Origin of the sequence: Streptomyces sp. NPDC088400, from assembly GCF_044753355.1 — a bacterium.
Classification (GTDB): domain Bacteria; phylum Actinomycetota; class Actinomycetes; order Streptomycetales; family Streptomycetaceae; genus Streptomyces.
In genome coordinates, this window is record NZ_JBIVMZ010000002.1 from 120693 (window position 1) to 141640 (window position 20948).

Annotated in this window: 19 protein-coding genes and 4 pseudogenes; 8 read left to right on the forward strand and 15 right to left on the reverse strand. The window is 67.4% G+C overall.

What is annotated here, in order from left to right:
- Positions 1-48: 48 nt before the first annotated feature.
- The 5 genes and pseudogenes from ACIQD6_RS05530 to ACIQD6_RS05550 form a co-directional block, all read left to right on the forward strand.
- Positions 49-825, forward strand: a pseudogene (locus ACIQD6_RS05530) (DeoR/GlpR family DNA-binding transcription regulator); the annotation flags it as partial.
- Between the two features lie 266 nt (positions 826-1091).
- Positions 1092-2441, forward strand: coding sequence for an MFS transporter (locus tag ACIQD6_RS05535; protein WP_401878419.1), 1350 nt, complete (start codon positions 1092-1094; stop codon positions 2439-2441).
- 141 nt (positions 2442-2582) lie between these two features.
- A pseudogene (locus ACIQD6_RS05540) lies at positions 2583-2909 on the forward strand (oligopeptide/dipeptide ABC transporter ATP-binding protein); the annotation flags it as partial.
- A gap of 16 nt (positions 2910-2925) precedes the next feature.
- Positions 2926-3825 (forward strand): hypothetical protein, encoded by a 900-nt coding sequence (locus ACIQD6_RS05545; RefSeq protein ID WP_401878421.1) that lies wholly within the window; start codon positions 2926-2928, stop codon positions 3823-3825.
- Between the two features lie 133 nt (positions 3826-3958).
- Positions 3959-4783: a transporter substrate-binding domain-containing protein gene (locus ACIQD6_RS05550; protein ID WP_401878423.1), complete on the forward strand. Its 825-nt coding sequence runs from the start codon at positions 3959-3961 to the stop codon at positions 4781-4783.
- Between the two features lie 467 nt (positions 4784-5250).
- Here ACIQD6_RS05550 and ACIQD6_RS05555 read toward each other — a convergent pair whose 3' ends face one another.
- From ACIQD6_RS05555 to ACIQD6_RS05610, 12 genes and pseudogenes are all read right to left on the reverse strand, one after another.
- Positions 5251-5766 (reverse strand): hypothetical protein, encoded by a 516-nt coding sequence (locus tag ACIQD6_RS05555; protein ID WP_401878425.1) that lies wholly within the window; start codon positions 5764-5766, stop codon positions 5251-5253.
- Positions 5763-6545, reverse strand: coding sequence for an aldo/keto reductase (locus tag ACIQD6_RS05560; RefSeq protein WP_401878427.1), 783 nt, complete (start codon positions 6543-6545; stop codon positions 5763-5765). The genes ACIQD6_RS05555 and ACIQD6_RS05560 overlap by 4 nt, the downstream gene beginning before the upstream one ends.
- Entirely contained in the window at positions 6542-7150 is a 609-nt protein-coding gene (locus tag ACIQD6_RS05565; protein WP_401878429.1) for an AAA family ATPase, read from the reverse strand. The genes ACIQD6_RS05560 and ACIQD6_RS05565 overlap by 4 nt, the downstream gene beginning before the upstream one ends.
- Positions 7147-7749 (reverse strand): exonuclease domain-containing protein, encoded by a 603-nt coding sequence (locus ACIQD6_RS05570; RefSeq protein ID WP_401878431.1) that lies wholly within the window; start codon positions 7747-7749, stop codon positions 7147-7149. Before ACIQD6_RS05570 ends, ACIQD6_RS05565 begins: the two co-directional genes overlap by 4 nt.
- Positions 7746-8924, reverse strand: a complete 1179-nt coding sequence (locus ACIQD6_RS05575; RefSeq protein WP_401878434.1) for a radical SAM protein — start codon at positions 8922-8924, stop codon at positions 7746-7748. The genes ACIQD6_RS05570 and ACIQD6_RS05575 overlap by 4 nt, the downstream gene beginning before the upstream one ends.
- A 19-nt stretch (positions 8925-8943) precedes the next feature.
- Complete coding sequence (locus ACIQD6_RS05580) at positions 8944-9981, reverse strand: nucleoside-diphosphate kinase (RefSeq protein WP_401878436.1); 1038 nt, start codon at positions 9979-9981, stop codon at positions 8944-8946.
- Positions 9978-10997, reverse strand: a complete 1020-nt coding sequence (locus tag ACIQD6_RS05585) for a thymidylate synthase (RefSeq protein ID WP_401878438.1) — start codon at positions 10995-10997, stop codon at positions 9978-9980. Before ACIQD6_RS05585 ends, ACIQD6_RS05580 begins: the two co-directional genes overlap by 4 nt.
- Before the next feature lie 350 nt (positions 10998-11347).
- Positions 11348-11533, reverse strand: a pseudogene (locus ACIQD6_RS05590) (DUF5999 family protein); the annotation flags it as partial.
- A gap of 51 nt (positions 11534-11584) precedes the next feature.
- The gene (locus ACIQD6_RS05595) at positions 11585-12040 is read right to left on the reverse strand and encodes a DUF6302 family protein (protein WP_401878441.1); all 456 of its coding nucleotides are present in this window, start codon (positions 12038-12040) and stop codon (positions 11585-11587) included.
- A complete protein-coding gene (locus ACIQD6_RS05600; RefSeq protein WP_401878444.1) occupies positions 12034-12579 on the reverse strand; it encodes a DUF6415 family natural product biosynthesis protein in 546 nt (181 codons plus the stop codon). Before ACIQD6_RS05600 ends, ACIQD6_RS05595 begins: the two co-directional genes overlap by 7 nt.
- Positions 12552-13022: an ATP-binding protein gene (locus ACIQD6_RS05605; protein WP_401878447.1), complete on the reverse strand. Its 471-nt coding sequence runs from the start codon at positions 13020-13022 to the stop codon at positions 12552-12554. The genes ACIQD6_RS05600 and ACIQD6_RS05605 overlap by 28 nt, the downstream gene beginning before the upstream one ends.
- On the reverse strand, positions 13022-13612 hold the full coding sequence (locus ACIQD6_RS05610; protein ID WP_401878449.1) for a hypothetical protein: 591 nt from the start codon (positions 13610-13612) through the stop codon (positions 13022-13024). Before ACIQD6_RS05610 ends, ACIQD6_RS05605 begins: the two co-directional genes overlap by 1 nt.
- Positions 13613-13857: 245 nt before the next feature.
- On the opposite strand from ACIQD6_RS05610, the gene ACIQD6_RS05615 reads away from it, so the two are divergent.
- The 3 genes from ACIQD6_RS05615 to ACIQD6_RS05625 all read left to right on the forward strand — a co-directional run bounded on the left by ACIQD6_RS05615 (position 13858) and on the right by ACIQD6_RS05625 (position 16254).
- The gene (locus ACIQD6_RS05615; protein WP_401878452.1) at positions 13858-15183 is read left to right on the forward strand and encodes a hypothetical protein; all 1326 of its coding nucleotides are present in this window, start codon (positions 13858-13860) and stop codon (positions 15181-15183) included.
- A 16-nt stretch (positions 15184-15199) separates the two neighbouring features.
- Positions 15200-15754: a GNAT family N-acetyltransferase gene (locus ACIQD6_RS05620; protein WP_401878455.1), complete on the forward strand. Its 555-nt coding sequence runs from the start codon at positions 15200-15202 to the stop codon at positions 15752-15754.
- 101 nt (positions 15755-15855) lie between these two features.
- Positions 15856-16254 (forward strand): gamma-glutamylcyclotransferase family protein, encoded by a 399-nt coding sequence (locus ACIQD6_RS05625; protein ID WP_401879506.1) that lies wholly within the window; start codon positions 15856-15858, stop codon positions 16252-16254.
- Positions 16255-16418: 164 nt separating this feature from the next.
- On the opposite strand, the pseudogene ACIQD6_RS05630 reads toward ACIQD6_RS05625, so the two are convergent.
- From ACIQD6_RS05630 to ACIQD6_RS05640, 3 genes and pseudogenes are all read right to left on the reverse strand, one after another.
- Positions 16419-16569, reverse strand: a pseudogene (locus tag ACIQD6_RS05630) (IS5/IS1182 family transposase); the annotation flags it as partial.
- Positions 16570-16835: 266 nt separating this feature from the next.
- A complete protein-coding gene (locus ACIQD6_RS05635; RefSeq protein WP_401878457.1) occupies positions 16836-20036 on the reverse strand; it encodes a hypothetical protein in 3201 nt (1066 codons plus the stop codon).
- Complete coding sequence (locus ACIQD6_RS05640) at positions 20033-20413, reverse strand: hypothetical protein (protein WP_401878461.1); 381 nt, start codon at positions 20411-20413, stop codon at positions 20033-20035. The genes ACIQD6_RS05635 and ACIQD6_RS05640 overlap by 4 nt, the downstream gene beginning before the upstream one ends.
- Positions 20414-20948: the final 535 nt, after the last annotated feature.

Consider the following 20948-nt stretch of genomic DNA (forward strand, 5'->3'; position numbering starts at 1 on the left):
GTGCTGTGTTATTAATCGGCACGGCAGGATCACGGCAGGATGGGAGACATGACATTCCAGCCCTCGCGCGCCCCGCGCCAGCGACGACAGCAGCTGATCATCGACCATGTCCTGGCCCGGGGTGATGCCACCGTGGCCGAGCTGACCGAGCTGACCGGCGTCAGTGTGATGACGGTCCACCGGGACATCTCCGAGCTGGCGGACCGCGGCATTCTGCGCAAGTACCACGGGGGCGTCTCGGCGCAGCCCTCGACCGTCTTCGAGTCCAGCTCCGACTTCCGGCTGCACGCCCACTGGGCCGAGAAGCAGGCGCTGGCACACGCGACCCTGCCGTTCGTGACGCCCGGGATGTCGCTGATGCTGGACGACTCGACCACGGCGCTGGCCCTGGCGCGGCTGCTGCCGGAGGTGGGGCCGATGACGGTGGTGACCAATTACCGCCTGATCACGGAGGAGTTGAGAAACGTCGAGGGCATACGTCTGATCTCGGTGGGTGGCGAGTACTCGCGCACGCACGACTCCTGGATCGGGCTGCCGGCACTGGACATGATCAGCGGCATCTCCGTGGACCTCACCGTCCTGTCCACGTCCGCGATGACGGCGGCCATGACCTTCCACCAGGAGCAGGAGATCGTCAGTATCAAGCGGGCGGTCCGGCGGGCGGCGGCGAAGAGTGTGCTGCTGATGGACCACAGCAAGGTGGGCCACCGCGCGCTGCACCGGCTGGAGAGTGTGGACTCCTTCGACCACGTCCTGCTGACCGGACCGGTGGACGAGGAGCTGGTGAAGGAGATGCGGGCGCTGACGGATGTACGGGTCGTCGAGACGGACACGCGGGCCGCGGAGGCGGACGAGGGGAGCGGTGAGGGCGGCGACGGGGGCGGCCACGGGGGCGGCCACGGGGGCGGCGAGGGCGGCGACGGGGCTGGTGGAGGCGGCGCGGGGCGGCGGATGGCCGGAATCGCGGGTCGGCACGAGGGTGAGTAGTTAACAAGAAAACTAGTTATCTTTACCAGCCCTCTTGATATTTCTCTCGCTTCGTTTGAGTATCTCCGGTCGTACGCCGTGTTCACCTCAGAGTGGAGGTCGCGATGCCGGGACAGACGACCGGTTCGGAAGCGAAAGAGGCAAGGAGCGGTCTGCTGGACCGGCTGGGGCTGCCGAAACCCCTGGTCCTGGGCTATGTGGGCGTGCTGCTGTTCATGATCGGCGACGGAGTCGAGTCCGGCTTCATCGCTCCCTACATGGCCGACCACGGCGCCGGTACGGACGTCCGTGCCGGATACGTGATCACGGTGTACGGCGTGGCCGTGATGCTGGCGTCCTGGTTCTCCGGCGCGCTCTGCCAGGTGTGGGGGCCGCGCCGGGTGATGTGGGTGGGGCTCGCGATCTGGGCCGTCTTCGACGCCGCGTATCTGGTCCTCGCGCTCGGCACGGAGAACTACCCGATGATGCTGGTCCTCTACGGCATCCGGGGCTTCGGCTATCCGCTCTTCGCGTTCGGCTTCCTCGTGTGGATCACCAACACGGCGCCGACGGCCCGGCTGGGCACGGCGGTCGGCTGGTTCTACTTCGCCTTCACCGGAGGCCTGCCCACGCTCGGTTCGCTGTGGTCGAGCCTGACGATTCCCTCGCTCGGCCGACTGGGGACGCTGTGGTCGGCGCTCGCCCTGATCCTGATCGGTGGTGCCTTCGCGCTGGTCGGCGCCCGCCGCCGGCCGGGCGGCGACCGGATGGCACCGCCCGAGGTCACCACCGGCCAGAGCCTGTTCAACTCCGTCTCCATCATCTGGACCCATCCGCGCGTCCTGGTGGGCTGCCTGGTGCGGATCATCAACACCGCACCCGAGTTCGGCATGCTCGTGTACCTGCCGCGGATCTTCTCCGACGACGTCGGGTTCGGTACGGACAAGTGGCTTCAGCTGCTGGCGATCATCTACGGCACCAACATCTTCTTCAATCTCATCTTCGGCGCCCTCTCCGACCGCATCGGCTGGCGCACGACCATCGCCGGCTTCGGCGCGGTGGGCTGCGCGATCAGTGTGACGACGCTGTATTTCGTGCCGGTCTGGCTCGGCCCGGACTACTACTGGGTCGCGGTGCTGGCCGGCATGTTCTACGGGGCGACCCTCGCCGGGTTCGTACCGATCTCGGCGCTCATTCCGTCGATGGCGCCCGAGAACAAGGGCGGCTCGATGGCCCTGCTGAACCTGGGCGCGGGCGGCGCGGCATTCGTCGGACCGGCGATCGCCAGCCTCTTCTTCCCTCTCGTCGGCGCCGGGGGCGTCACGCTCATCTTCCTCGCGCTGTACCTGGTGGCGTTCGTGCTGACGTTCCTGCTGAAACTGCCCACGGAGAAGGGCGGAAAGAATCCGGCGCGGGGGCCGGGGGATCGCCGTTCCTCGGACGAGGAGTCCGCCCAGGCGCCGACACCGGGGTGAGCGATGGGCGGTGCGTGCCACCGGTGCGAGGCACTTGAGGGGACCGTGGCTGATGTGCCGCACTGGGTTACCCGATCTTCATCGGAATGGTGTCGGCGTAATGGCAACACTCTTGTCGTGGGGTCTGTATGCGACATACGCCAGATCGTCGAACAGGCCCCGACGGCACAGCTGTTCGCCGACCCCAGGCATCCGTACACCCAGGCGCTGCTCTCCGCCGCACCCGTCCCCGACCCGGTCGCCCAGCGCTCCCGCGAACGCATCGTGCTCACCGGCGAGTTGCCCAGCCCGCTCGCCCCGCCGTCCGGCTGCCGTTTCCACCCCCGCTGCCCGGTCGCGGTCGACCGCTGCCGGAGCGAGATCCCGATGTCACGGACCTTTCCGGGTGGGGAGAACGGGCCCCGGCAGGTCTCCTGCCACCTTGTCGCCGACGACGGGACCGCACCGGACGCGGCTGCCACCGGGTGACGTAGCGTGCATGTTCATGACCACGCCGCCTCAGCCGCCCCCGGGCCCCTACGGACCTCCCCAGCAGCCGTATCCGCCGCAGTCGTATCCGCCGCAGTCGTACGGGGGCCAGCCGCCGTACGGAGGGCATCCCCCGTACGGGGGACAGCCGGGGGGACATCCGCCGTACGGGGGCCAGCCGCCGTACGGCGTCCAAGGCGCCTGGGGCCAGCCCCCGATGGGCCCGCCGATGGGTCCGCCCCCACGCAAGAACCGGACCGGCCGTACCCTCAGCATCGTCGGCGGCTCGATCGTCTTCGTACTTCTCCTCTCCTACTTCGGTAACAGGGGAAGCGATGCCGAGGAGGCCGCGAACTCCGCCGGCTCGTTCCCCGCGGCCGAATACCGGCTCACCGTCGCGAAGACCCTGCTGGACACGGAGTACAAGCTGGTCAAGGACGACTCCGCGGCGGCGAACGACGAGATGGAGAAGAGCGGTCAGACCTCCGGCCCGAACGAGCGGAATGTGAAGGTGTCCGCCGGCACATACACCGGAACCGGCACCGGTGGTGGCGGTGCCACCTTCAGCGGGTTCGTCCTCGCCGGTATGCACGGTCAGTTCAAGGACCCGGAAAGGACAAAGACGAGTCTGCTCGACGGTATGAGGGAGTCGGACGGCATGAGCGAGCCGAACCCTCCGAAGACCATCACACCGCCAGGCTCCGACCTCGATCTGACATGCACCGTCCTCCTCTCCGAGGACCAGGGCACCACCTCCACTCTCCCCGTGTGCGCCTGGGGCGACGAGAACACGGCTGCCTACGTGGCGTTCGTGAACCCCGGGGAGGCCCAGCAGGACCCCGATTCCGTCGACCTCGACGCGACGGCGAAGACGGTCCTGAAGGTACGCGAAGAGGTGCGGCAGCCGATCGGCTGACGTGCGGCGAGCGGGCGGGCGACGTGCGGCGGGGACCGTACGTACGCAATCGGATGGCAGGATGTCCGAGCGGCCGGACCGGACGCGCCGGAACGCACCTTCCCCAACTCCCCCACAGCAGAAAAGGGAAGCCATGCACCGCAGGACTGCCTTGAGTACCCTCGCCCTCGCCCTGATCATCACCGTCGGCGGTACCGCGTACGCCACCCAGACACACACCGTCCGGGAGGCCGTCGCTTCCTACGGCACCGAGACGTTGCTGGACACCGTTCCCGAGCGCGGGACGCTGCGCGTGTGCACCACCGGGGACTACCGGCCGTTCAGCCACCTCGACCCCACCACCAAGTCGTACACCGGGATCGACATCGACATGGCCAAGAACCTGGCGACCAGCCTGGGTGCGAAACCCGACTTCGTGGCCACCACCTGGGCCGGGCTCATGGACGACTTCACCGCGGGCAAGTGCGACGTAGCCATGGGGGGCGTCTCCGTGACCCTGGCCCGGGCGCGGAAGGCGTACTTCAGCACGCCGTACCTCGTCGACGGCAAGGCCGCGATCGCCCGTTGCGAGGACAAGGCCAAGTACCAGTCCCTGGACGCGATCGACCAGCCCGGGGTGCGGGTCATCGTCAACCCCGGTGGTACGAACGAGGCGTTCGCCAAGGCCAACATCCACCAGGCCACCCTCGTCCCCCATTCCGACAACACCACGATCTTCGACGAGATCGTGGCGGGCCGCGCGGACGTGATGATCACGGACGGGAGCGAGACGAAGTACCAGGCCAAGCTCCACCCCGAACTCTGCGCGATCAACCCCGACAAGCCCTTCAACTTCGTCGAGAAGGCGTATCTTCTGCCGCGCGGGGACGAGGAGTTCAAGGAGTACGTCGACCAGTGGGTGCACCTGGCAACCAACGACGGCACCTACGACGGTTACGCCGCACCTTGGCAGGGCTGACCAGGCGCGGGCGCCTGCCCCGTCGGGAGGTCGGCGCCGAATAACGGGGCCTGGAAGTCGTCGCAGCCCATCACTCCGATCGCAACGGCCACTTCACGCCCGAGGCGGGGCGGACCTGGGCGACGGGCGGTCGATAGTCTGCTCACTGATCAGGCGACACTCCGCTCACCGATCCGGGAGACGAGAACCGTGGCCAAGACTCCCCCAGCAACTCCCCAGGTGGCGTCGTGAGCGCTGATCGGTCCGATGGTCTCCGACACAAGCGCAGGTGAGACGCGGTATGTTCACGACCCGACCGACTCTCCAGGGCACCTTCGGCTTGTAGCCGCCCGCGCGCATCACCTCTGCCCATCGTCCTCGGCAACGTCATCGCAGCGTGGCACGCCGAAATCAGTTCTGAGCACAGCCGCCCCGTCCGGCGGTCACGGGCATGACAGAACTGTGACCACCAGGCGGGACGTGCCGATCTATGGGCGCGGTGCTGATTCGAGCCGCTGCACTTCTCCGTTCCGCAGGTAGACCGTCGCTCCGATCGCGAAGGTCTGGAGGCCGAGGAGCGCTCGAAGCCGCGCCTTTTCGGGGAGGGATGCCAGCCCCTGTGCCGTGCGCACGACCCGCACTTGTGCACGCGGATCTCGGTAGGCGAGGGCGTACGCCTCGCGTGTGGTCAACGGTGCCGTGATGACGAGGTGGGTGATGATCTTGCGGCGTCTCATCTGTACCTGGTCCACGACGACTCTGCGTTGTACCGGTAGTTCACCGGACAGGCAGGTGAGTACTGTCTGTGCTGCTTCTTCGGGGCTCTGACCGTTTTCAACTGTTCCCGTTGGCAGCGCCCATGCACCGCCAGGGAGGCAGGGCAGAACGAGACTGGTCGCGCCGACGAGGGCCAGGACACTGACGCCGATGATCGGCGGGCGCCAGTTCTCGTATGGTGTTCGTGTTCGCGGCCTGGCGACCGGCAGCGCCGCGACCGGCATCATGTCCAGCCGCTCCTGTCCACGGCCTGGACGATGGCGGCCAGGTGCTGAGGGTTGCTCGTCCCCGGGATCGGAGCGACGTGTGATCCGCGGGCAAGCAACCAGCGCAACGGGGTGGTCACATTCCCGCCCTGTGCCGCGGCGCCGGCATCGAGGGGGCGGTACGGAACGTAGGGGATCGCTTCGTCGCGGCACAGCTCCATGACCGGGTCGTACCGGTCGTGGATGTTGAGGACGTTCTGCACCGCGGCGACGGAGACTTCCTTTCGGGCCAGCTCGAAGTCTTCCGGGGTGATCTTGGAGAGGCCGATGTGCCCGATCTTCCCCTCGTCGCGTAGCGCCGCGAGCGTGCCGAGCTGGTCGGCGAGCGGCACTTCGGGGTCGACGCGGTGCAGGTAGCACAGGTCCAAGCGCTCCATCCCCAGGCGGCGCAGGCTCGCCTCGACGCAGGCGCGCAGGTACACCGGGTGTCCGTGCGGTGCCCACATGCTCGGAGCCGGCCGCGCGAACCCCACCTTGGTTGCGATCAGGAGGTTGTCCGGGTAGGGGTAGAGGGCGTCCTTGATCAGGTGCTCGACGGTATGGGGGCCGTAGGCGTCGGCGGTGTCGATATGGGTGATGCCGAAGGTGTGGACGGCGTTGCGCAGCACGGTGAGGGCCTGGTCGCGGTCCTCGGGGTCGCCCCAGGTGCCGGGGCCGGTCAGCCGCATGGTGCCCAAGCCGAGGCGGGAGATGGTTTTTCCGGCGATCTCGATGGTTCCGCCGGGCGCCGGGGTGCTCATACCGGCGCCTCCGTGCAGCAGAGCTGAAGGGCCTTCTCGATGGCCCGCTCCTGGCTGGCATCGTCGCCTGTGACCCGTACGTACGGAAGGCTCTCCTCGCGGAGAAGAGCGTGGGTGTGCTGATCGACCAGCGTCCGGTACCGGGCGTCGTAGTCGTGCTTCGGCCTGACGGGCAGGTCCGGGTCGAGGACGGTCGCGAAGAGGAGGTCGTAGGGGGTGTGCGCGGCGGCGAGCCTGTGCAGGGCCTCGCGTTCTGTGCGAGGGACGGCCCGGCCGTTCCACTCCTGAGCGGCGCGGAAGTAGCTGAGCGCGTCCCAGCAGGCTCGGTCGGCGAGGACGACCCGCACGGGGGCGTCGCCGTTCAGGCGTGCGGCGGCGGCGACTTCGTCAGCGATTCCGGTGGCGATGACCCACCTGGTGGAGTCCACCGTGTGGTCCTGCATCTTGGGCAGCGGTACGAGCGCCGCACGCCGCCCGAGCTGACCGGTGCGTGCGACGGGGATGTCCCGGCCGCGCAGCTCCATCTCGATGCGGCGCATCAGCAGGCTCTTGCCGGTGGAGTGGGTTCCCATCACGCCGATGCGGATGAGGTTCGATGCTGTCACCACAGGGTGGGCTCCTGTTCTGGTTCGGGGGCGCCGGGCAGGCCGGGCGGGACGGCGGCGGCCACGAGCTGGTCCCAGTTCTCGTACCGGCTGGCCATGGCGATGAGGAGTTGCGCGGTCGCGTACGCGTCGAACGTCGCGCGGTGGCGCTGGGCTGGGGCCTGGCTCAGGTCCGGTTCGACGTGCTCAATCAGGGCGTCGAGGCTGTACTTGGCCAGGTCGGGATAGGTGGCCTTGGCCAGCCGGAGGGTGTCGATGACCCCGGCCGGCTGCCACTGCGGAAGGTGCGCGGAGAGGACTCGGTAGTCCACGTGCGCGTTGTGGGCGGCGATCCACGCCGTGCCGAGGCACGCGTGGACCGCGCCCTTGATCTCTTCCCAGCCCGGCTGGTCTTCGAGTACTTGGTTGGTCAGGCCGTGCACCCGGGCCGCGAAGGGCGTAACGGGACGGTTCGGCTTGGTCAGCCAGGCGCCCGCAGTGTTCTTGTCGGGCTGTCCGTCGCGGACGGGGAGCGCGGCGACCTCGACCAGGTCGGGCGGGTTGGTGCCGTTGCCCTCGACATCGACAACGAGGAGCGCGGGCCAGGAGGAGAAGTTCATGAAGCTGGTTTTCCGTCCTCCGCCTTCCAGCCGATCTCGGCTCGGCCGTGCTGGCGGTAGTGGTGGGGCTTGGCTCGGTCGTGGCACTGGTAGCCGAAGCCGTGCTGAAGGTAGTAGCGCGGCGGTTCGTCCAGTCCTTCAACGACGATGGCACGCTCATTGACTTCGACCTGGCCGGTCGCGCCGAGTTCGCGTGCCTCCTGCGTGACGGCCTTCAGATCCGGCTGGACCCAGGCGGCCTGGCACTTCGCGATCTGCGCGGGCGGGCAGATGTCGCACAGTTCGCGGATGCCGAAGTGCCCGTTGTAGTCGGCCTCTCCGTGCGCGTAGGCGACACCGCACGAGGTCTTGCGGAACAGCGCGCCCCAGGAGGCGTTCTGATCGAAGGCGTCGAGTATCCGCTGCTCGGCGGCCTCGGGCATGATCTTGCGCCGGGCGGTGTCCTCGTACGGCATGTCCAGACCGTGCGCCTCGTAGTACGCGGCGATCTCCTTGCGGAAGAACAGGCCTGTGAAGACGGTGGCGTGCGCGTGCTGGGACAGTTCGTGTGCGCGGGCGATGGCAGCTTCGGAGTCGTTGAGGCCAGGGACGATGGGACGCCAGTACAAGACCGTGCGGTATCGCTCGGCGTGCTCGTAGAGGGTGCGCAGGCTCTGGGCTGCGATGTTGCTGTCCACCGGCTCGATCCGCTCGTTCTGGATGTTCGAGTGGGTGACCAGAACGGTGAGCCGCAGCTTGGCGAAGGAATTGAGGACGGCGCAGTCCTCGGGATCGACGCGCCACCGGGTGATGATCAGGACGTGATTGGTCAGCCCCTGTCCGTCGAGCTGCCTCAGCACGTGGAACAGGTGCGGCTTGACGACAGGCAGCATCGGGTCGGTTGCCCGGTTCAGGAGTTGGATCGGTGTCTTGTGTGCCCGGAAGTATGGGTGGCCGGTCAGCTGGCGGACAGCCTCCTCGTCGCTCATCAGGCGGCGGGGAACCTTCATCTCGAAGTTCTGGAAGAGGTGCCGCACGCAGTATCCGCAGTCGAGCGGGCAGCCGACGATCCAGTTCAGCGACAGCCCGCTCTTGCGGTACTCGATCACATCGGCGAGTTCCCGCTTCAGGGCGCCGATCTTGTCGGGGGAGAGGATCGGCAGGGTGCGCCGGGCTCCGATGGCGGGAGTGCTCATCAGGTCTCCAGGGTGTGAGTCACGCTTCGGCGGGTGTGCTCTGTGCCGGGAGTTCCGGGGAGAGGAGGTCGCTGCGGCCGGCGCCGTACCAGGTGCCGAAGTCGCGGCGGGCCGCGTCGGCGTCGTCGCTGGTGTGGACGAGGTTGCGCACGAGTCGCTTCTCCGCGAGAGCGGTCGAGAGGCTGTCGTCACCGAGATCCCCGCGGATCGTGCCGGGTGCGGCCTGTGTGGGGTCGAAGTGGCCCAGCAGATCGCGCAGCCGAGCGTGCAGGCCCTGCTCCCCGTAGGCCAGCGCGACGGCCACGTTCCGCCCGGCGTACATCTCGTCCAGGCACGCTGGGATGTCCCGATCGTGGAACCAGTCCCGGTCCACCAGGAGGTCCCAGTAGTGCACGTGGGCCTGCCACGCCTGCACGGTGACTTCTTGCCGGTTCGCGACAGTGGCGCCCGCAGCGGCGATCCGCTCCAGGACAGCGTCGACCAAGCCGCGCTCCACCGCATCCGGCTTGCACAGGATGACCGAGCAGCGGTCGAAGTCGGAGACGTTCAAGGCCCGTTCGGGGCCGTACCACGTGCCGAAGTCTCGGCGAGCAGACGCCGGATCGGCGGAGGTGTGCACGAGGTTCCGCACGAGTCGTCCTCCCTTGGTGGCAGCCGCGACACTGTCGGTGCCGAGGTCGCCGCGGATCGTGCCGACCACAGCCTTGGTGGGGTCGGTGTGTCCGATCAACCGGCGGAGGCGGGCATGGATGTCGGGACCGCCGTGCGCCAGCGCGACCGTGACGCGTTGCCCCGAGTACGCGTCGTCCATGCGAGTGGGCAGATTCGCGGGGAAGCGCCCGGGGTCGGCCAGCATGTCGCGGTAGACGACGTGGGCCTGCCACGGCTCCGCGATCAGATCAGTGCGTGAGCGAACCGAGACTCCAGCCCGTTCGATCCGTTCCAGGACGGCATTGACCAGACCGCGCTCCACCGCGTCCGGCTTGCACAGGACTACGGCCCAGCGGCCGAAGTCGATCCCCTCGACCACCGCCCCGGAGGGCGGCTTGCGGCTCATCGCGCGTCCTCCGCGATCGCGCACGCCGCCCACTTGTGCCCGAGGAGCCACCGCAGGCCGGGGTGCAGGGCGTCGAGCACGTCATGGCTGACCGTGTCGGTCTCGTCGTGCTGGATCTGCCGGTACGCCTCGAACAGCAGCACGGCCTGCTGCCAGTAGGCGTCCACGTCCAGGTGGGCGATCTCGTCCGCGCTGTACTTCACCGTGTTGGTACGGAGCAGCTGCTCGTGCTCCATGAGCCGGCTGATCGTGGCCGGGCCGGTCCCCGCGGACATGGCGGGGAAGGGGAACTGCTGGGGAGCGCGGCGCAGCTCCGCCTCGGTCAGCACCCGCCGGACCCGCTCGGCGTTCCGGTCGTTGACGTGCGCGGAGCCAACGGTGTGCGTGTAGTGGCCTAACTCCAGGTCGAGTTGGACGGCGGCGTACTCCTGAATCATCGTGAAGGAGAACACGTCGCTGAGCAGGCCGCAGTCGAGGTCGTTGGCCCGCATGTTGCACACCATGTGCAGCTGCCCGTCGCGGACGAGCAGATGGAGACCCGCCAGACACGCCATGTCGGGGTTGTCGGTGATGGCCAACTCGTTGGCGGAGAAGACGGGGAGGTACCCGCGCTTGCTGTCCGGCTCCGTGCGCAGCAGGTCCAGCACGCGGTCGAAGGGGGATGTCGTGTCGCCATCGGCGGGGTTGAACAAAGTGTGCCCGTAGGCAGACCCGCCCAGGGTGAGCCCGTCGCCGGAACCGGAGCGCATCGACGGCGCGTAGTAGCCGATCATCTCCACGTCGCGGCGGCCGGCGAGGTACCAGAGAGCTTCGGCGAACTGGAAGACCGGGTTGGCCTTTCTGGTCGCGAGATAGGGAAGCCGCTGGCGGGGGTCGGGCAGCCGGAAGCTGACGCCGATCACCTCGCGGGCAGCGTTCCCCCGGGCCTCGATGTGCTGTTCGAAGTTGGTCGAGGCCAGTTGCAGCAGGGCGAGGTAGGCGCCCTCCACGCTGCGGAAGGTCGGTGCGGTGAGCATGGAATTCTCCCGGTCAGTTTGTCGGCAACATGCGTCGGCCGATGGACAAGAGGGCGGTGCTCTCGCTGGTTTCGTCCTGCGGACGTGGGCACAGGTTTGTCGCTACGCACTCGTTGGAACGGGACAGCCTTCGGTGTGTCCGGCAGACAGCGGACAGGCGAAGTCGTTGTCCGGGGAAGTCGATGAGGTGAGCGGCTCGTAGTCCTTGTGCGGTGAGCGATATGCGCGAAGGCGGCGAAGGTTCTTGAGGACGTTCATGGGCAGTCGGCTTTCTCTCGGTTGGTCGGGTTGTGCAGACCCTGGCAGGGGCCGGCGAACGGTCGTTTCAGCAGCAGTGGTGATGAGGGTGCCCCCGCGAGGACTGGCCGGTGCGGGGCGATGACCCGCCCGTCCGGCAGCAGCTCGCCGGTGTCCTCGAAGGGCAGCACGCCGTTGCACAGTGGGCTCCAGCCCTGTTCCGGGTGGTACACCGTGAGCCGTGCGGCCTCCCTCTCGGGAGCCTCAGCCGTGGGGCACGGCGGGGTGTGCGCGCACATGGTGCTCGTCCTCTCAAGTGCGGGCGGGACAGCCGGTCCCCCTTCAGCGGACTACGAGACCGTGGGAGAGCGGCTCGGAGGCAGCCCCCGAGGGGGCTGATAGTGGTGTCCTACGAACGCGGCGATGGCGGCCTCGCTGTAGCCGTAGAAGCGGCCGAAGACCACGTCGTCCTCCCACCACGCGGGAGCGGGCCTGCCCCATTCGACCGTGTGGCAGGTATCGCGGTACGGCGACCAGCGGACGCGGAGGCTCGGGAACCCGGGCCGGTCCGCGAGGAGGCCGCGGGCCTCCAACGCCGTCGACAGTAGGTCGAAGGACATGTAACCGCCACGGCGAAGGCCGCGAACCGGCACGGCAAGCAGGGGCGCCCGGAAGACGCAGATAGCGACAGCGTCAGCGAGGACTGCGGGATCGGCGAGCCGGTCGCGGAAGTATTCGAAGTCGTACGCTTCCTCAACCGGGCGGAGGGAGAGCGCGCCGGCCGACGTCGAGGCGGCGGTCAGCATTCGACCAGCCCCGTGACGATGCCGACTTCGTCCAGACGCTCGGCGAGGTCCAGGGTGACTCGTGCCAGCTTCCGTAGGAGCCCGAGATCCTGCCACGGGTCGCCGGGCAGTTCCTCGGCACGCAGGTTACGGGCCCGTTCGATCAGGTCGGCGATGTCCGAGTGCTTCGTGTCGGCCTTGCTGCGCAGACCTCGGTTCATGAGCTGCATGAGCGCCCCGCGGAAGCGCTGGGCGCGTTCTTCGGCGTCGTCGTGCTCGGGCAGGGGTGCCCCGCCGGACGGGCCAGCGGCGTGGTGGCTGATCTCCTGCTCGCCGTGCAGGACCGTATCCAGTTCGTCGTACACCTCGTCCCAGTCCACCGGCACCCACTCGCGGACCGCGCGTAGGTACCGGCGGATCTCGTCTTCGTCGTGTGACGGAGTCCAGGGGTTCGTGGGGACCGTCGGGTCCTTGGCGCGGACCGCCATCAGCTCCGGGCCCGCGGTCTCGTCTCGTACGGCGATGTTCGCCATCAGCGCGCCGCCAGACTCAGCTCGCACCACGTGGTGGCACCGCTGTCATCGACGCCCCAGGTACCTCGCTGCTCCTCGGCGATCAACTTCACGAGGACCAGGCCGCGACCGTGCTCGTCGGCGTCGCCGGGCGCCTGAGGCAGGGCGTGGTTGCTGGGGACACCGTCGCGCACCTCGATGCGTAGGAAGTTGCCCCGCCGGGAGAGGGCCACCGTGATCCTTTGGCCTCCGCTGTGGACGATGGCGTTGGTGACCATCTCGGACACGACCAAGACCGCCTCGTCGGCCATGTGGGCCAGGCCGCTTGCGCTCAGGCGCTCCCGGGTCCGCTGTCGCATGACGCCGACCTGCTCGCAGTCCTCAGGCGGAGGAGGCTCACCTGGCAGCAGCTTCTTGATTTGGAACGTCGAACTCATGAGGGCGCCGTCGCGGTGGGCGGCGCGGCGAGGCCGTGCGGCAGCCGTCGTCATCACGTCCTCTGGGGGGTTCGGAGGATCGCCCGGACTGCGGATACCGCCCTGCTGAGCGGGCTCCGTTCATCGTCGTCGGGGGTGAGGATGGAACGTGCTTCGGCAAGGCAGCGAACCAAGGGCACCGGGCTGGTGAGCAGGGGCGCGTCGCCTATGGCCGACTCGGTGCTGGGCGCCTTCAGCCATTCCATCGGCACACCCGGCTCCAGCGGCGCGATCCCAGGGATACGCATTGCGTGGCCGCGACCGAGGGAGGTCGGTACCGCCTTCCAGCCGGGCCAGGAAGAGCCGGTGCTCAGCCTGTTCCAACGGGCTTGGGTACCGGCTGGCACGAGGACCGCTGCCGTGGTCAGGTTCGTGAAGCGAACAGCCGGCCCGACAGTCTGCTCGTACCGGCGCAGGATCTCGTACGACAGCTCCACAAGCGAACGGTCTGCCAGAACGACATCGAAGGTGATGCCGGTGGAAAGATGCCGGGGGAAGCCGGGCGTGAGCTGCCAAGCGGCTATGGACTCAGCCAGCGAGGAAGCCGCCTTGGCGAACCACGCGGAGAGGCTCTCGTTATCGCCCGTCACGGTGCAGGTCTCCATGAGCCCTCCCAGGCCATTGTCCAAGCCTTCGGCACGCACAGTGTGTGCGCTGTCACCTAGTGCATCGGGCGGTCGGGGGTGATGAACAGGTCTTTTCGCTGGAACCTTGGCCGCCCCCTACCCGCCCTTTCCCCGTCCTTTCGAACGCCCTCTCCCTCTCACCAGCACGTTTGATGACGACACCTCACGTGGTCCGCCGGAGGACCGCTACGGTGGACTCACACCAGTCGGCAAGGGGGTAGCCGGTGAGCCGCAGCCCGCTGAAAGCGTTTCGCGAGAGCCGCAACCGGACTCAGACGATGGCAGTTGGCGAACTCAATGCCCTGGCGGAACGGCTTGCCGCCGAGGGGCGGGTCTCAAAGCGCCCCACCTTCACCGTCCGTCAGATGTCGAAGTGGGAGAGCGAGACGACTGCTCGCCCGTACCCGCATCCGGACGCGCGGGTTGTCCTGGAGCTGTACTTCCAGCGGCCGGTCGAGGAGCTGGGGCTCCGCCCAGGTCGCGGAGAGGGCGCCTCCGACGCACCCGCAGTCCCCGTTGTAACGCCGATCCCGCTCATCGAACAGTCAGCCGCGGCGGTCCCGCTCCTTGCCGGGAGCAATCAGGACCCGCCCCCGTGGTTGGCGCAAACCACGATCGGCGTGGCCAGCTCTACAGACTGGAAAATCGAAGAGCACGAGGTCGAGTTTCTGCGTGAAGCTGCGGACGATATGGACGCGCAGGACCAGCAGTTCGGCGGCAACCGCCTCTGGCGACCGACTCGCGCCCATTTGCTCTGGGTGCACCACATGATTGACCGCGGCATCTACGACGAACAGTTAGGTCGGGAACTTCACGCACTCGCGGGGAAGTTCACCACTAGCCTCGGGTGGTTCAGCTACGACGCCGGCCTGCACACGCAGGCTCGGTCCTACTTCTCCGAGGCCCTGAACGCCGCGATGCTGACCGGCGACGATGTGCTCTCCAGCCGGACACTGAGCAACATGTCCCGGCAGGCGGTGGACTTGAACAAGGGGCGGGAAGCGATCCGCTTCGCTCGGCTCGCGCAGACGCACGCCGACATGTGGAGCGCACCCACGCGGGTCAGGGCGCTCCTGGCGATCCGCGAGGCGCAAGGGCACGCCCGCGTCGGTGACCGCTTCAACTGCGAGGCCGCGATCAAGAGGGCCTGGAAGGAGTGGGAGCGCGGGACGGACGACCGTGACCCTGATTGGACGACGTTCCTCAATCAAGCTGAACTGGTTTGCCTGGAGGGGATGTGCCGCCTCGATCTCGGTCAGACGGCGCGCGCTCAGAAGCACCTGGCGCACTCCGAGCAGTTACAGGACGTGGCGCACTCGCGGAACAGAGGCATGTGCCTCGGGCGGCTCGCGACCGCGGCCCTCGGCGCAGGGGACATCGACCACAGCGTTGATGCCGTGAAGAAGGCCATCGGGCTGATCCGGACGGCGGGCATGTCTTCCGCTCGGGCAGTCCAGCAGTTGAAGATCGTCCACGATGGACTGGCCCCTCATCACGGTGCTCGTGGGGTGGGGGACCTGCTTGAAGAGATCCGCGCAGTCGTCGCGTGATTCAGCAAAAGGAGAGATGCAACCAGTGGATGCGGAGTACCAGCGGTACGACGGGGCGTCGGCCAAGGCCATCACCGATGAACTGGTCGAGGTGTACGCCAGGGTGTACGACACACCCCCGTACGTCGGCGACCCTTTCTTCTCCGTTGCCTCCTTCCGCGAGCGGTTGGAGGCCGCTTTCGCCAGCGAAGGCTTCGAGACGGTGACCGCGCGCCGGGACGGGCAGATCATCGGTTATGTGCACGGCGCGACGCTGGCCGCCGACAAACCGTGGTGGACCTCGCTCGACGGCCGGCGGCCGGGACAGCTCCGGGCCCTCGCGGACGCTGGACAGGTCTTCTGGCTTCGAGAGCTGATGGTTCTCCCCGAGTTCCAGAACCAGGGGCTCGGCAGGAAGATCCACGACACCGTGATCACGGGGCGCGCGGAGAGCGCCACCACCCTGACGTGCATCATCGACAACCAGCCGGCGCGTGATGCCTACCTACGATGGGGGTACACGGTGATGGGGGAGATCAAGCACGCCCCTGAATCGCCGACCTACGACGCCATGTACCTGCCCAGCGCGTGATGACCGGAACGACTATGTGCCAAGCAGCCACCCAGCCCGGCCCGGTTTTGGCGACCTCTGGTCGCCGGGGCCGACTCCCGCAAGACGCCGCGGCCTTGTTCGTGTACGGGACGCTCCAGTTCGATGCCGTACTCGAAGCCTTGATCGGCCGGATACCGCAGCGCGAAACGACCAGCGCGCCCGGCTGGCGCGCAGCGTCCCTGGAAGGGCGCGTCTACCCCGGACTCGTAGCGGCCCCTGACTCCGTGGCTCCCGGCGTGCTGCTCACTGACCTCAGCCAGAGGGAGTGGGCAATCCTCGACGCCTTCGAAGATGACCGATACGACCTCCGTGAGGTGTCGTTGACCTCCGGAGGGCGCGGGCTCGCCTACATCTGGCCCGACGGCGAAGTCCGCTCCGAAGACTGGGACGCCGAGCTGTTCAAGGCCCGTCATCTCCGGGACTACGCCGCGCGATGTGCACGGATCGCCCCGAGACTGGCTGCCGAAGCCAGCCAGTGAGTCAGGCCGCGTTCGAGGGGCCCGGAGGACGCGACTTAGGGCCTGTCCGGCGGATCATGCCGGACAGGCCCCTGGTTCCGAGGAGGGCTCAGCGTTTGAGCGTGAAGGTGAAGTCGCCGGAGAGCTTGCCGCCCAGCTGCTTGCAGGTCAGTCCGCCCCGGGAATCTCGGCACTCGCGGCGGCTTCTTGCGCGCTCCGGCCGGCGTGTTGGCGGGCGCGACGAGAGGTGGAATGCACGCTCGCCACGAACCACTCGATGCGGCCTGCCACGTCGGCGTCGGCTTGGATGGCCCGCAGGATCTCGTCCCACGCGCCAGACTCGCAGTAGTCGAACTCGGCCACTACCCGTAGTAGCCGTCGTCAGACGGCTGCTCGGCTGCGGCTGGGACGGATCACGGCTCGTGCCTGCATCGAGGCCTCCGGCACTCCGGGGCTAAAAGAGGCCGTCCTAGACAGGCGGCGCAGCCGCCCTCGCCGTAGACAATGCAGCAAACCGGGTGCACGGGAGCCCCAACATCATGGCCACGAAGTAGGTAACGGAGCATCAGTACCTGTCCGTGTGGGAGCAGCCGATCGCATGCTCAAGTGTGTGATGACTCAAGCGCTGACCGTATATCAAGCAGTGTGACGTCACCGTTTGCCGTGCCTGCCAAGAGTCGCGGCCCATCGAAGGCCAGGCACGTAATGGCGCCGTGCAGCACCAGACGACCGACCCGTTCCCGGACGGCGAGGTCGTGCACCGTGACTGTGCCGCTTGTGTGCCCCGTCGCGAGGTAGCGGCCGTCTCTGGTGAGAGCGGCGACCTGGTGGTCATCGGGGAGGGGCAAGGGCGCGTGCGTCTCGTCGGGCCACAAGACCTGGGTCAGCTCGCCGGTGTCGAGGCTCCACTTTTCCACTCCCAGCCACAGCGGGCGGTATAGGCCACCGAGTTGGGCGACGGTGATGATGTGGTTTCCGTCCGGCGTGAACCGAGCGGCTCGGACGAGGTACTTGCCCCGTGTCACCTCGCGTACGAGATCGCCGGTATCCATATCCCAGACACGCACCACGCCGTTGAGGGTTCCGGTCACGATGCGGCGGCCGTCAGGTGAGATGTCGAGGGCCGACACGGGGGAGCCATGGCGATCGTTGACGTGTGTCGGCCAGTGCGCGCGCGGGCAGTCACCGACGCCCACTGGAGGCAGTGCCTCGTCGCGGGCGCCGTCGCGTGTCTGCCAGGTCTCGTCGCAGGGGGTGCCATTGACCATGAGTGGGCGAATCCAGGCCCCAAGCCGCAGGTCAAGGACTGTGGCGTTGCCGCCGTAGGTCCCCACGACGCACAGGTTGGCCTCACCGTCCAAGGCGAGAGAGTCTTCGCCGTGTGGAGCATGTGGTCTGCGCACCGTCCGCAGCAGTCGACCCGTAGCTGCGTCCCAGATCTTCAGGTCGCCGTCATTGCCCAGTGTCGCCGCATGGCCAGCGCGCACCGATGCCGTGCGCACCATGCTCCGGTGACCGTCCAGTGAGAGCCGCGGCGCGGGAGCCAACGGGCTGAGGACGTGGGCTCCACCGTTGGACGAGCCCACGACCACCCACCGGCCGTCAGGCGAGATGGCCAGGGATCGGATGAGGCTGGTGTCGAAGTGCCCCAGCAAGGTGCGGTTGGAAAGGTCCCATACGATCGCTGACTGGCCCCCGTGCTTGCAGACGGCCGCATAGCGGCGATCCGGCGTGGCCGCCACTATCAAGTCCGCGAGATCGTACGGGCCGACCTGCTCGGGTATGGCATAGGGCGGGAGTTCCGTCGGCTGGGAGGAGGGCTGCGGCTCGGTGAACTCGTCGGGCGCCAGCGGTTTTTCCGTTCCGGAGGACAGGTCCCAGAGCACGCCCGTTCGGTCTATCCGCAAGGCTACGAGTCTCCGGCCGTCGTCGCTGAAGCGAAGACTCAACACGTTCGTCTTGTTTCCGGTGAGTGATAACTCTCGAATCGTCGAACCGGTTTCCGTGTCGAAGACCTGGACGGTCTTGAGCATGTCATTTCCGCGCCACGTGTGCCCGCAGAGCGCAGTCCTGGTTCCGTCCACTGACATGGCCAGGGCGTCCACGCTGTATTCGCTGGTGGCCAGAGTGTGGGACAACAGCCGGGAGTTTTCGCTCGCGGCGCTCCACAACGTCGAGATGACCGGCTCGTGTTCGGGGTTCCGGGGGCGGAGGAGACCGGAACGCCCGCTCACCGAGCACTCGTACAGGAGCTGTTGGGCGGTGAACGACGTCACCTGCCCGAGTTCTCCGCCGCGCAGGTTGTGCGCCTGACGTCCGAGTATCCCGCGCATCGAACTGAGCATTGGGTTCTCGGGGAGCAGGACATGCAGAGCGGTGATCTCGTTCAGGAGTGAGTCCACGCCCGTCGCGGTGATACGCGCGTCCAGGTAGCCGAAGTCGGTGACGATCTCCTCCAACTCGCGCAAATCTCGGAGTTGCTGTCGGTCGTGTTCGGCAGTGTGCTCGTCGCCGATGAGCTGGACACGGTCGGCCATGTAGCCCAAGAGATGCTCCACGCCATGGGGATCAGCGGCATCAGTGCGGAACGTCGCGATGATCTGCTCTGTCGACTCTAGCGGGTAGACGCCGTGTCGGGACTCCAAGCGGAGGTGGTCGCGCAACGATCCGTGGAAGGGGAGAAAGGGGCCGTGAGGCCGCGAGCCTCGTAGATACGGAGCGCACAACTCCAGTGCGTCGTCAACAGCTGATTGGCGGAGACCGGACAGCTGGGTCAGCTGACGCTGTGTAAATCCATTGCCCCGGCTCTGCACCAGGAGACCGAGGACCGGGCGTATGACCTCACGCCACCGGCAGGGATCGGCGGTCACTTGACGGTCGAGGAAACTGCTGTAGAGGTCCGCGAGCCCGTGCGGGAGAACACACTCGCCCGAGGCAAGGAGACCCAACCATTTGGCATCCTCGGACGCGGCGAGGGCGGCATACAGGAAGTTGCCGTCGGCGGCGTGAGCGATCAGTTGTGCGACACGCGTGGGATTGGCGATTCCTCTGTCGTGGAGGCGGCCCTGGAGGTAGGTGTGCACATCGTGCGTCCCTGCGGGTTCGTCGTCTCGGAGCTGCAATCGCCGGCCATGAGAGAAGAAGCGCTCAGCAGTAGGGCCGCTGCGAGTGGTGAGCACAAGACGTAGCCCGGGTATGGGGTCGGTATGCAGCGTGGACAGTAGCCAGGCCAACGTCTGCGGCCCACCGATCCGTTCTTCGGTCTCGTCCACAGCGTCGAGCAGGACGACGGCGTGGGTCCCGAGTTCCGACAGCGGCTGTCGGAACAGGCTTTCCAACAGCTGACACGGCTCGGCGTCGGGGAGGACCAGCCGATTAATCCCGATGACGGCGGAGTTCCGTACGGGCCCCGTGAACTCCTGGTTGACCGCGATGATGGTGACCGGAGCGCGGTACGCCACGGCTTCGGCATATCCCGGGAGCGTGGCACACAACTGGTCGGCCACCCGTTCCAGTACGCCGCGAATGTTCAACGAACTGAATCGCTGGGCCTGGCAGAAGTGCCACGCGTGCAGCCAGCCCGGTCCGAGCCCTTGAGCGGATGGCACCTCACCGAGCGAGATCTGGGCCAGCCGTACCGCGAGCGCGGACTTGCCGACCCCGGGTTCTGCCGATACGACGAGTAGCGGTTCAGCGGTCTCGTGCCACGACGCGATCTCGGCCAGTGCCCATTCACGCCCGACAAAAGAATCGGACTGTCTGGCCAGTTCTGCCGGGATCCCTGGCCCTTTGCCGAACGTCACTGGTTGCTGTTGCCGTCAATGCCGATGACGCTGGATCGGCTCACCGCACCAAGATGCTGCCGCACTTCCGCGTCACTGCCTCCAGCAGGACGGCGTGCCGCAGTGATGCTGCTGTCCGAGACGTCCGCGAAGTGTTGCTCCACCACCCAACGGGACGGGGGCGAAGGGGCATAGTCGGCGGCGCGAGCCCGACTCCATTCGAAGAGTGCCTGAATCAGGAGCAGTGCGCCGAGACCAGCGCCGGCGGGCCAAGCCCAGCTGGTCGTCCACACGTTGATGACAACAGAGATGACCGCAGCGGACACAGTCGCGATTACGGCGGACGACGCGCGGGAACGGAAGGCCGCTCCAGAAGGTCGCGGCAAACGAACGGACATGCATCTCACTCCTCGGGCGGGTAAGTTCTCGTAGTGTGGTCTGTCCGGATGGTACCCACCCTCGTCTCCCAAATGAGTGGCCTCTGATCGATCGGTGCGATCTGCACGGGCGCACTCGGGCACCAGGGCATGGAGCATCTGCTCGTTGCCGATGTAGAGACCGAGGTTGCTGATGCCGGTGGAAGAACAGCAGCCCGCTCGGCTGGAGTTGGTTCCTGTCGAATCGCCGTGCCGCCTTGATATGTGCGTACGTCGTGCTGAGGAGGGGGCCTCCGTTGAGCGGTACGCCGCATGCGTCAGTCCTGAGCCGTCGAAGGCGGGAGGGGAGCGGGCGCACTCCACATGGCAGAGCCTTTCGGAGTGTTGTGCGTGTAGGGAATGGCCACCAGGGCGAGAAAGCCGGGTATCGGGAGGGGGTGCCGCACGGGACCGTGCGACGCGCGGTCGGTGCGGCGTCGGGGAGACGGTGCGGCCCGCTGGGGCGAGGCAGTTGAGTGGGCTTCCTTCGGCGCTTTCCCGCCTTCCCTTCGTACAC

Excerpts from the sequence above, each read along its gene's own strand:
- ACIQD6_RS05535 (WP_401878419.1), top strand. The coding sequence starts at position 1,092 with ATGCCGGGACAGACGACCGGTTCGGAAGCGAAAGAGGCAAGGAGCGGT.
- ACIQD6_RS05545 (WP_401878421.1), top strand. The coding sequence starts at position 2,926 with ATGACCACGCCGCCTCAGCCGCCCCCGGGCCCCTACGGACCTCCCCAG.
- ACIQD6_RS05550 (WP_401878423.1), top strand. The coding sequence starts at position 3,959 with ATGCACCGCAGGACTGCCTTGAGTACCCTCGCCCTCGCCCTGATCATC.
- ACIQD6_RS05555 (WP_401878425.1), bottom strand. The coding sequence starts at position 5,766 with ATGATGCCGGTCGCGGCGCTGCCGGTCGCCAGGCCGCGAACACGAACA.
- ACIQD6_RS05560 (WP_401878427.1), bottom strand. The coding sequence starts at position 6,545 with ATGAGCACCCCGGCGCCCGGCGGAACCATCGAGATCGCCGGAAAAACC.
- ACIQD6_RS05570 (WP_401878431.1), bottom strand. The coding sequence starts at position 7,749 with ATGAACTTCTCCTCCTGGCCCGCGCTCCTCGTTGTCGATGTCGAGGGC.
- ACIQD6_RS05575 (WP_401878434.1), bottom strand. The coding sequence starts at position 8,924 with ATGAGCACTCCCGCCATCGGAGCCCGGCGCACCCTGCCGATCCTCTCC.
- ACIQD6_RS05580 (WP_401878436.1), bottom strand. The coding sequence starts at position 9,981 with ATGAGCCGCAAGCCGCCCTCCGGGGCGGTGGTCGAGGGGATCGACTTC.
- ACIQD6_RS05585 (WP_401878438.1), bottom strand. The coding sequence starts at position 10,997 with ATGCTCACCGCACCGACCTTCCGCAGCGTGGAGGGCGCCTACCTCGCC.
- ACIQD6_RS05595 (WP_401878441.1), bottom strand. The coding sequence starts at position 12,040 with ATGCTGACCGCCGCCTCGACGTCGGCCGGCGCGCTCTCCCTCCGCCCG.
- ACIQD6_RS05605 (WP_401878447.1), bottom strand. The coding sequence starts at position 13,022 with ATGACGACGGCTGCCGCACGGCCTCGCCGCGCCGCCCACCGCGACGGC.
- ACIQD6_RS05610 (WP_401878449.1), bottom strand. The coding sequence starts at position 13,612 with ATGGAGACCTGCACCGTGACGGGCGATAACGAGAGCCTCTCCGCGTGG.
- ACIQD6_RS05620 (WP_401878455.1), top strand. The coding sequence starts at position 15,200 with ATGCAACCAGTGGATGCGGAGTACCAGCGGTACGACGGGGCGTCGGCC.
- ACIQD6_RS05640 (WP_401878461.1), bottom strand. The coding sequence starts at position 20,413 with ATGTCCGTTCGTTTGCCGCGACCTTCTGGAGCGGCCTTCCGTTCCCGC.